This window comes from uncultured Sphingomonas sp., assembly GCF_964250165.1.
Classification (GTDB): domain Bacteria; phylum Pseudomonadota; class Alphaproteobacteria; order Sphingomonadales; family Sphingomonadaceae; genus Sphingomonas.
This window is the reverse complement of sequence record NZ_CAXUEK010000092.1, coordinates 1-9,097: the sequence shown is the minus strand read 5'-3', so window position 1 is coordinate 9,097 and position 9,097 is coordinate 1. Positions and strand designations below refer to the sequence as shown.

Here is a 9,097-nt window from a genome sequence, read left to right as displayed (position 1 = left end):
CACCGCGACGGAATCGCCGCGGAAATAGCTGCCGGTCATTGCGACCACATGCACCTTGTCGCGCGCGATCAACTGGCCCAGCTGCGCGCCCAGCCGGTTGTCGGGATTGGCCGAGACGTGGTGGAACTCGTCCACCGCGATCAGCCGACCGTCGAAAGCCTGTATCCCCAGCTCGTCGATTGCGAAGCGGAAGGTTGCGTGGGTGCAGACCAGCACCGTGTCGTCCGACGCCAGAAACTCGCCGACCGCCTTCACCTTCGACTTGGCGACCTTCACGTCATCAGCGCCAGGCGTGTTGCACAGGTTCCAGTGCGGCTTCACCGTCCAGTCGGCCCAAAAGCCGTGCGCCGACAGCGGCTCGTCGGCGAAGCTGCCGCCGATCGAGCGTTCGGGGACAACGATGATTGCCTGTTTGACGCCCTGGTTGGTGAGCTTGTCGAGCGCGATGAACATCAGCGCGCGGGACTTTCCCGAGGCCGGCGGCGACTTGATCAGCAGATACTGCTCGCCACGATGCGCATAGGCGCGCGCCTGCATCGGGCGCATACCCAGTTCGTTGGCGCTGGACGACGCGCCGGTCTGGCCGGTGACGAGGCGGACAGCGGGAATGGGTCGGATTTCGGTCATTTGTCAGCCTTGTTGTGATGGTCGACGAAGACGGCGATCGAGCCATAGTGCTCCTCCACCCGCGTCTGCACCTTTCGCATCATGTCGGAGCCCCGTTCCGCCCAGCCATGCTTCTCGAACATGGCAGCGAAGCCTCCATATCGTACGGACGCGATCCGCGAGATCGCCTTGGCGTCCCCGCCTGGTTCGAAATCGCTCATCCCGCCGCCTCGTCCGCTCGCAGGCCGAACTGCTCGCGCAGGAAGTCGGCGGTCTGTTGGTCGTAAATCTTACATGCGATCGCCTGATTGGCGAAGATGCCCTGATACGTCTTGGCCTCGTTCCGTGGATATGTGCACTGCCAATCGACGCCGACGACATAGGCGGCGCGATCCGGATCATCGCTGAATTGCGTCAGGTACCGCGTCGGCAGCACGTCGGTGAGTTTTCGCCCATCGGCCAGCACAAAGTCCGATGCGAGCGTCCTGGGGGTGGTGACGCGGCCATAACCGAGATAGCCGGTCTTTTTCTGATAGTAGAAGATCGGTGCGCCGATCTCGAGCCGGTCGAGCTGGTTGGTATAGTGGCGCCCGCCATCGGCGGTGAAAATGCCGTGCTGGCGCAACTCTTCCCACGGCCGGTCCTCCTCCGCCCCGCCGGTGACATAGTATAGCCCCGACCACGGCGCCCGTGCCTTCTTGACCGCGCGGTCCTTCACCTCTTCCTGATCGAGCAGGTTGTCGGTGGTTAGCCATTCATGGCCGGAGTCGCCGAAGATATTGAAGAAACTGGCGTTGATGCCGACATCATGTTCCTCAGACAGATATTCGATGATTCGCTTGGTTGCTTCATCCACCTCGCTCGCCACTACGATCATCTGGTGCGAGGCGTTGAGCGTTTCTGGCACAGCCTTGCCATAGCGATCGCGATACAGGTCCGGCAGCGACCGACCGCTCGCGGCGCGAGCCAGATCGTGCACGCCCTTGGTGGTCAGGTGCCGCACCCAAGACGCATAATCGAGCACCTGGCCGACGATATCGCGTGGCGAGCGGTCGCGCTTCAACTCGATAATGATGAGATTGCCGTCCTCATCCATTGCCAGCAGGTCGATGCGCTTGCCGTGATCGGTCGCAACCTGGCGGCCAATGACGAAGCCGTCGACACCGACTAGGCTGAGGTCGCGCGCCACCCAATCCTCGATCCGGCTTTCGAGGTCGAGCGGCTTGCGGCGGCTCTCGACGAGCCCTTGCTCGGTGATGCGGAACAGACGCGTCATGCGGCTTTCTTCCCCTTGGCCGGCTTCGGCGCTTTGGCGGTCATCTTGGTGTAGAGGTCGAACAGCTTTTCCAGCCGCTCGGTATCGTTCCGGAAGCGGCGACCGATGTAGATGCGCTCCAGCACGTCATCATTCTCCTCATGCGCGCGGTACAGATCTTCCGGCATCGCCTCGGGATCGTAGAGGTCCGCAATCGTCGCTGGAAAATGCGCCTCTCGCGCAAGCAGGATGTTCTCGGCGGTGCGGGCGAGGTCCGCCTTGTCCTGTTCGGTGAGCTTAGGAACAGGGAAGGTGTTCCAGCCGAGAGTATTGGAGTAGGAGAAGTCGGTGCGCATTCGGACGCAGACGGTTCCGATCCAGACCCAATGCAGGCGGGAAGCGATCAGCGCCATGTTCCAGAGCGGCGCGTCATACAGTGCGAAATTGCGGTCGCCGATGATCGACTGCTCATCCATCAGGCCCACCGGCAGGTAGGGTCGATTTTCAGAGCTGACGCGAGGCGTCACGATCACCGACGCAGACGGGCGGCGCGGAGTCTTGAATTGATGAGGGCGCTGCGCGAGTTTGTTCGCGAATGCGTCGGGGCTTCGCAAACGTGCCTGCCGCACCGCCTCGATGCGTTCTGCGATCGCTGGGATAGCTTCTGCCGCCTGCCGATCCGTATCATCGATCCACAGACAGTAGCGACCGTCGCCGTTGATGAACTCGGACGAACCCCAAAACCGCCGCACGAAGCGACGCCGCTGCTCCGGCGTTAGGTTAAGTTGATCCACGGCTTCAGGCGACAGGGTGAGGTATCCGCCGTCGTCGGCCTTGTTGCCGAAGTCCATGGGCGCGACTTGAGTTAGCGGAGTCATGGCCTTCGAAACGATGACGTTTGGACCGGCAATCAGGTAGGCGTTCAGCTGGTCAACAACCCGCCTCGTGGCCTCACCGGCCTCATTCTCTATGAAGAGTGAAGCAGCGCCGGAAGCGCCGGTAAGGCCGATGATGACTACAGTCACGCCGGCCTTGTGGCTCGCCAAGTTAGACCATTTGAACGAGGTATGCGCGAATCCAATGCGACGGCCAGCATCGAAGATCATAGGCCAGAGGAACTGGACCTGCTGCCCCTGCGCAACGGAATTGGTGCTGACGAACGCGCTACTTCCTATCGTCGAGCCACCATAGTTCGCGGCCTTCAGGAACCAGCCAGCGACATAATCGAGCGACTTCCAGTTCGCGGTTCGGCCCTTGAATACCGCCGTCAGATCGTCCTTCTGCTCCTTGGTCTGCCAGTTGCTGCCGCGATACGGGGGATTCCCGCAGATATAAGTCTCCGTCTCGGCACCGTGGTCCAGGTCGTTCGCCTCCAGTGCCAGTCGCCCGGTTGGTCCACCCAGATCCTGCTCCGCGCCCGTCGCCACGCGCACCGGTGGACACACCTTCAGCCAGTCGAGCCGCAGGGCGTTGCCAACCGTGATCTGCCCCGTCTTGTGCAGTGGCAGCACCATCGCGCGGGCCTCTTGCTGGCTGAGATACAGGCAGTCCGCCTGGAACTCGGCGATCAGCAGCGCGAGGCGGGCGATCTCGGCAGCAAAGCCCTTGATCTCGATGCCGTAAAAATTGGAGAGTGGGATGATGCTGCGGCGGTCGGCCAGCTTGAGGCTGTCCTCGCCGCCCAGCTTCGCGACGATCGCCGCCTCGATGGCGCGCATCTCCTTGTAGGCGACGACGAGGAAATTGCCGCTGCCGCAGGCCGGGTCGAACACGCGGATGCTGCCCAGCCGTTTGCGCAGGTTCCGCAGCTTCTGCCTGCTGTCACCCGCCGCCTCGAGCGTCTCGCGCAGATTGTCGAGGAACAGCGGGTTCAGCACCTTCAGGATGTTGGGCACGCTGGTATAGTGCATGCCCAGCTCGCCGCGCTCGCCATCGTCGGCGACGGCCTGGATCATCGATCCGAAGATGTCCGGGTTGATCTCCTTCCAGTCCAGCTCGCCAGCGCGCAGGAGGTATGCGCGCGCCGTGCGGCTGAACCGCGGGCTGTCGGTCGCGCCCGTGAACAGGCCGCCGTTCACATAGGGGAACACGTCGGCATAGGGCCGGATGCCGGCGGCGACGCGGTGGCGGGGATCGAGATTGCCGTCGTGCGTGACCGGCGTGTCCATCGCGTGGAACATCTCTGTCAGCACGTCGTGCGTGTTGCCCCATTGCTCGTCGCCGCTGCCGTGGCCGGCGTGGCTCATCTGCGTGATGGTGGCGGTGAACTGGTTTTCGCGGAAGATGCCGGTGTCCTCGGCGAAGAAGCAGAAGATCAGCCGCGCCATAAACTGGTTCAGCTCGTGCCGCCGCTCCTCGGTTGCCCAGTCGGGATTGTCCTTGAGCAGCTCGACGTACAGCTTGTTGAGCCGCCCCGTCGCCTTCACGTCGATGGGGTTGTTCTTGATCTCCTTGACGGTGGAGATGCCCGCGAGCGGCAGGAAGGTGGCGAAGTGGCGTGGCAGGTCGGCGTAGGAACAGGCGATCACATCGCCGCCGATCAGGTCCTCCGCTTCCACCGTCTCGCCGTCGGTGGCGAAGATAAACTTGGCCTTCTGCGCCGTCGTCCTGGGGCTGGCGCGCAGGGCGGCGAGGGTGGTGCCGACCGCTCCCGCTGGTGCGACAGCGATGTGGATGTTCCCCCGCCACAACACGCCGCCGGCAACGTCAGACTGGTTCGAGTCGCCCTTACGCAACCGCTTGAGGGTGGTGTCCCGGGCGCTGAATGCCGCGAGAAACCGGAAGGCGAACTCCGCGGCATCGAACGGCTGGAGCGCCAGATCGGATACGGCTTCTTCTATTTCTACGGCGTTCATACCGACACCTTTGCCTGTCGGTGAAGGGGATAGGCAATGCGCTTTCGATAAGCGGGGGTGTCAGAGCGGAGACAACCCGGTCTTCTGCCGATAGATCTTGCGAGCCGTCGGGCCAAGGGATCGGGAGATGATGATTCGACGATGATGGATCGGACCCTGGGGCGAGTGCTTCAGGTAGAAGTGGTCGGCGTAAGGGGCGTCGATCCCCTTTGCCATATACTTGGCGAACTTGCTCGTTGTCGTCGCGGGTTGCACCATCAGGCAGCGGTTGGGCATGGTGGGAGCGAGCTTCATCAGTGCGCGACGGATGCGCCGCTCGAGATCGTCTCGGTCGAGCGGCGACCAGCGCAGCAGCCAGTGAACGTGGATCGGCCCGTTCGGCGGTTGCTCCCACACGGCGATCGCATCGAAAGTGCCTTGGGCCACGCCCTGCTTCTCGCGGTAATTCCAGGCGCGTCGCGTGTTCTCCCAGATCTTCCGGAACAGTTCATACGGCTGCACGCTACCGGCCAGCGCGGAGCTAAATTCGATGGTGATCGCCGCGTCCATCGGCGACAGCGCCTTGCGCGCGAACCGCTCGGCATGCAGCAGTGATCGGGCGCTCTCCGGCCTGAGGCACGTTCTCTTCGGCAATTGGGCCACGCCCGGGGTCATGGAGGATCGCCACATGCCTCCATGCTAACGAGCACCCGTTAACACCACGGCACCCGGTTTCGTCGGTAGAGCGCCCCCCGGTGACTTAATATAATCAATGGGCTGCCCAGCTGCGCGGCGACCTGCCTCCGCGGCGTCACATTGAGAGCAGCCTGAACATTCCCCACGTCGCATCGGCAACGACGACTAGGAACACCGTCATCGCGAAGATGTCGGGCCGCGCAGCCATCTTGCGCTCGGCATCCCCTTCTCCGAGGCTGATACCGCCAACAAGAATATCCGTTCAATCCGGCATTAAGTCGCGACCGCGCTTGCTAAGGTTCAGGTTGGTGAGGAGCGTCGCGCTAACCTGCTCGGGCAGGCCCTCCAGTATGGCTTGATGAGGGGTCAAATCCGCCGATGCTTGACCCTTACAGCGCGAACACCGATATTGATAACGCTCGACCGCACGCAGGTGTGGGACGCCTGCCCCAGATGAAGCTACGGCTGAGATCGTACAGGCGTCCAGGATCGAGCCCGCATCGACTTGATGCGCGAATGACGAGGTGAGCGGAACCACCTCGGTGACTGCCCTTCGCGGGAAGGGGACATCGGTCGTGCCGATCGCGTTCCGGATCAAGTTCCGGACGCTCTCGTCGTCGCTGGGGCGACGAGCCTCACGATCTGGAGCACGTCACATGACCTTCGCCAATATTCATTCGATCACCCTTCCTTCGGGCGTCAGCCTTCAGGCATCTCCCCAATTCGTGTCCAGTCATGCGGCGCGGACCGCCCAGATGGTCGGCAGCATGAGCTGGGTGGCCGAACATGCCAGCAGATGGTGGCGCGTCACTCCCGTCGATCTCTGTTCGGCGGCAATCACGATCGCGCTGCTGGGGCCGGCTGATCTCGACCAAGTCATGACGGTCAGCCGGCGCTGGCCGCGCGAGCGAGCGGCCGGCGAATTTCGATGCAAGCCGTCGTTCAGTGAGCCCGCTTATAGCTACATTGAGGACCTGGCCGCTTCGTTCAGCATCGCAGTGAACGGTGGCGGATCGACACCGGACGAGGTCGCCAGAAACTTCGCGCTCGGTGTCGCGAAGTCGGCACTGTGGGCTATCGTGGTGCCCGGTCATGAGGTCTCGGCAGGCTTCAATAGCGCACGCCCCGGCTTCAACAATACGCCGCTGCCGCCGCAGCTGATCGAGCAACTGCTGCCTCAGGCAGAGGCGCGCGCGATCTTCCGGTCGGTCGACGCGACGCGGGCTCCGCTCGAGATACCCGCCGCGGTCACCGTTTCCGGCGACGCAGACGTCACCCCGACCCCGAATAGCCAGGCCGCATCGGCAGTGGCCGAGACGGTCGTAATCTCCGAATTGGTCGAAGCGATGCAGCGCAGCCCGTTCCGGGTGAAGCAGAAGCCGCAATTGGCCGTCTCGACGATCAGGATCTGGCTTCACACGCTCGGGCTGGTCGGAGCTGACACCGTCGCGGAGCTCCGGACAGCACTCGCCACGTGGCCCGCGGGCATCGATTTCCAGCAAGCGGTCCATTCACGCAGCCTGCGTTATGGATTGTCGCTTCGCGCGCCGCAGGAGTTCAAGGCCCTCGATACCACGCCCGAGCGGTGCGATGCGATCATCATCGATAATCCCGGGCGCTTCGCCGTCATGTCTCCCGCCCAGGAACTCGAACGCAGTCGGCGTTGGTCGCACTGGGTCCGCTACCTGCGCAGCGAGAACTTCGCCGGAGGGCAGCTGCCCCACTTCAAGTGGCGACACCCCGACTGAGGGCAGGTTAGGTGCGGGCTACGAGTCCGCACTGATTTTCAGGCGCAATACCGTAGTTGTGTGGCACGCCACACAACTACGCTCAGGCGCAACACCGTAGTTGTGGGCTGTACCCACCACCACGGCGTCTTCCGCTTCGCTCCAGGAGGCCCGGACCTCTCGGCCGCCGTCAAGGCTCGTTGACGCTCGTTATCGCCGCTGCGGCGGCTCGGATCGGACCGCTGGCGCGGCCCTCTGGTCTTGCTCCCACGCTCCGCGGGGGCGCTTCTGCAGCGAGGTGCTGCTGTGATCGGTCAGGGAGAGAGGAAAAGGCCAAGTCGGCCTTCGCCTCGTGGCCGATCCGCGACCGCCGTCCGGCGGCGTGCTTACGCACAGGAGACAATCAATGCGCCGAGGAACGATGCCCCCACGCGACGTGATCAACGAGCAGTACGTGGTCGCCTATGATATCGAGACCATCGTCGACGAGGAGCCGGCCGACGGCTCGTTTCCGCCATGGCCGCGGCATCGGCCGGTTGCCGCGGCGTTCCTGACCGCGCGGTGGACCATCGAGGGCTATCAATTCCGCTTGGCCACGCTGATGTGCAAGCCGGGTGAGGAAGCGACGTTCTACGCGAAGGTCGAGCAGCAGCTGCCGGCGGGTGCGACCGGGGTCGGCTTCAACTCGCGCGGCTTCGACAACCGCGTGCTCGCCATCCAGGCGATGAAACATGTGCCCGGCTTCGATCACGCCGGCTTGGCGCGACAGGCGTTCGCTGGGCGGTTCGAAGGCGCGCATTGCGACCTCGCCGATCAGTTCGGTGGGTTGGGCGGAGCGCGGCCGGTGGCGCTGGCCGAGATCTGCCACGCGCTCGACATCCCCATCAAGACCAGCACCAGCGGTGGCGAGGTCGGCGCACTGTGGCGGGCGCGGCAGTATGGCGCGATACGCGATTACGTCCGCGAGGACGTGCTTGCCACCTACCTGTGCTGGCTGCACTTCATCGCCTTCGTGAAGTCGGACGAGACGCGCATCACCCTGCCGCTCGCCGAACTCGCCGCGTGGCTCGAGCGTGAACCGGGCCTCGCGCACTTGCGGCCGTTCGCCGAATGTCGGCCAGCGCGGGTTGCGCGGGTTCGTGCGCCGGCACTGCGGGCGGCAGCAGCGCTGGCCGGAGCTGAGCGCCGGGTCTCGCAGGATCGCGACGGAGTCGACTTCGCTGCCGGAGCAGCCATCGTCTTCTGACGTCGTCGGGCTGACCGACCGCCATCATCACCACCACGTCATCGGCTGCCGGCTCGCCCGGCGGCGCGATCGCGCACGCCCACCAAGGATAGATATGACCGATACAAACAACACCTGGGTCGCCATGACCGCCGTGACCGTGCCCGTGCACGTACCGGGGTCTACCGATCGCCGCTGTCCCGCCGAGCGCCATCTTATTGGTATCGGCCTGTTCATCGCTGCGCACGAAGATGGCCACTGGCACTTCGCTCGCCGCACCCCGGTGATCCCGGCCGGCGAGCCGGAGGCGGCAGTGCTAGAAAACATCGCCAACCGCCTTCCCGTCCATGGCACGTTGGTCGGCTGGCACGTCGACCATGTGCTGATGCCTGCGCTGCTCGAAGCGGCGGCGACCGCCCCGCCGGTCGTCGCCCACCATTTCCTTGGGCGCTTGCACCGGCTGTTGCGGGGCGGCGCGGTCGACCTCGCGCTTGGCCATGGCACAGAGCCGCTCGCCACGATCGCCGCCGACATGGCTATCCGCGCGCCGGAGTGGGACGCTGACACGGTGTCCGGCGCCTGGGCGTCGGGGTGGACCGAAAGGCTTCGCCACGATCTCGGCGACGAAGCGCTGGCCATCTGGCGCGTGTTCGTCCGCTCGGCGGGGTTGACCGGCCTCGACGCCGAGGTGGCGACCGATGCGTGGGTCACCCAGCGCAGGCACCTGCGGGTCGTGAAGCGGGCGGGTTGATGT

Annotated in this window: 8 protein-coding genes; 3 read left to right on the top strand and 5 right to left on the bottom strand. The window is 64.2% G+C overall.

The features are described from left to right. The 5 genes from ACFE64_RS13940 to ACFE64_RS13920 form a co-directional block, all read right to left on the bottom strand. A partial coding sequence (locus ACFE64_RS13940) for a DEAD/DEAH box helicase (RefSeq protein WP_375393063.1) occupies positions 1 to 627 on the bottom strand: 627 nt, incomplete at its 3' end. Beyond that, the gene (locus ACFE64_RS13935) at positions 624 to 827 is read right to left on the bottom strand and encodes a hypothetical protein (RefSeq protein WP_375393062.1); all 204 of its coding nucleotides are present in this window, start codon (positions 825 to 827) and stop codon (positions 624 to 626) included. The genes ACFE64_RS13935 and ACFE64_RS13940, both read right to left, overlap by 4 nt. Beyond that, positions 824 to 1,882: an endonuclease NucS domain-containing protein gene (locus tag ACFE64_RS13930; RefSeq protein WP_375393061.1), complete on the bottom strand. Its 1,059-nt coding sequence runs from the start codon at positions 1,880 to 1,882 to the stop codon at positions 824 to 826. The genes ACFE64_RS13935 and ACFE64_RS13930 overlap by 4 nt, the downstream gene beginning before the upstream one ends. Continuing rightward, positions 1,879 to 4,716, bottom strand: coding sequence for a class I SAM-dependent DNA methyltransferase (locus ACFE64_RS13925; RefSeq protein WP_375393060.1), 2,838 nt, complete (start codon positions 4,714 to 4,716; stop codon positions 1,879 to 1,881). Before ACFE64_RS13925 ends, ACFE64_RS13930 begins: the two co-directional genes overlap by 4 nt. Before the next feature lie 60 nt (positions 4,717 to 4,776). Then, entirely contained in the window at positions 4,777 to 5,370 is a 594-nt protein-coding gene (locus tag ACFE64_RS13920) for a hypothetical protein (RefSeq protein ID WP_375393059.1), read from the bottom strand. A 677-nt stretch (positions 5,371 to 6,047) separates the two neighbouring features. Here ACFE64_RS13920 and ACFE64_RS13915 point away from each other — a divergent pair. The 3 genes from ACFE64_RS13915 to ACFE64_RS13905 all read left to right on the top strand — a co-directional run bounded on the left by ACFE64_RS13915 (position 6,048) and on the right by ACFE64_RS13905 (position 9,094). Beyond that, the gene (locus ACFE64_RS13915; RefSeq protein ID WP_375393058.1) at positions 6,048 to 7,139 is read left to right on the top strand and encodes a hypothetical protein; all 1,092 of its coding nucleotides are present in this window, start codon (positions 6,048 to 6,050) and stop codon (positions 7,137 to 7,139) included. 331 nt (positions 7,140 to 7,470) lie between these two features. After that, the gene (locus ACFE64_RS13910) at positions 7,471 to 8,364 is read left to right on the top strand and encodes a hypothetical protein (protein ID WP_375393057.1); all 894 of its coding nucleotides are present in this window, start codon (positions 7,471 to 7,473) and stop codon (positions 8,362 to 8,364) included. Positions 8,365 to 8,458: 94 nt separating this feature from the next. Next, positions 8,459 to 9,094 carry a hypothetical protein gene (locus ACFE64_RS13905; protein ID WP_375393056.1) on the top strand — a complete coding sequence of 212 codons (636 nt, stop codon included), beginning with the start codon at positions 8,459 to 8,461 and terminating at the stop codon, positions 9,092 to 9,094. Positions 9,095 to 9,097: the final 3 nt, after the last annotated feature.

Bases quoted from the DNA above. Each gene is read 5' to 3' on its own strand.
- ACFE64_RS13935 (WP_375393062.1), bottom strand. From the start codon at position 827: ATGAGCGATTTCGAACCAGGCGGGGACGCCAAGGCGATCTCGCGGATC.
- ACFE64_RS13905 (WP_375393056.1), top strand. From the start codon at position 8,459: ATGACCGATACAAACAACACCTGGGTCGCCATGACCGCCGTGACCGTG.
- ACFE64_RS13930 (WP_375393061.1), bottom strand. From the start codon at position 1,882: ATGACGCGTCTGTTCCGCATCACCGAGCAAGGGCTCGTCGAGAGCCGC.
- ACFE64_RS13925 (WP_375393060.1), bottom strand. From the start codon at position 4,716: ATGAACGCCGTAGAAATAGAAGAAGCCGTATCCGATCTGGCGCTCCAG.
- ACFE64_RS13915 (WP_375393058.1), top strand. From the start codon at position 6,048: ATGACCTTCGCCAATATTCATTCGATCACCCTTCCTTCGGGCGTCAGC.
- ACFE64_RS13920 (WP_375393059.1), bottom strand. From the start codon at position 5,370: ATGACCCCGGGCGTGGCCCAATTGCCGAAGAGAACGTGCCTCAGGCCG.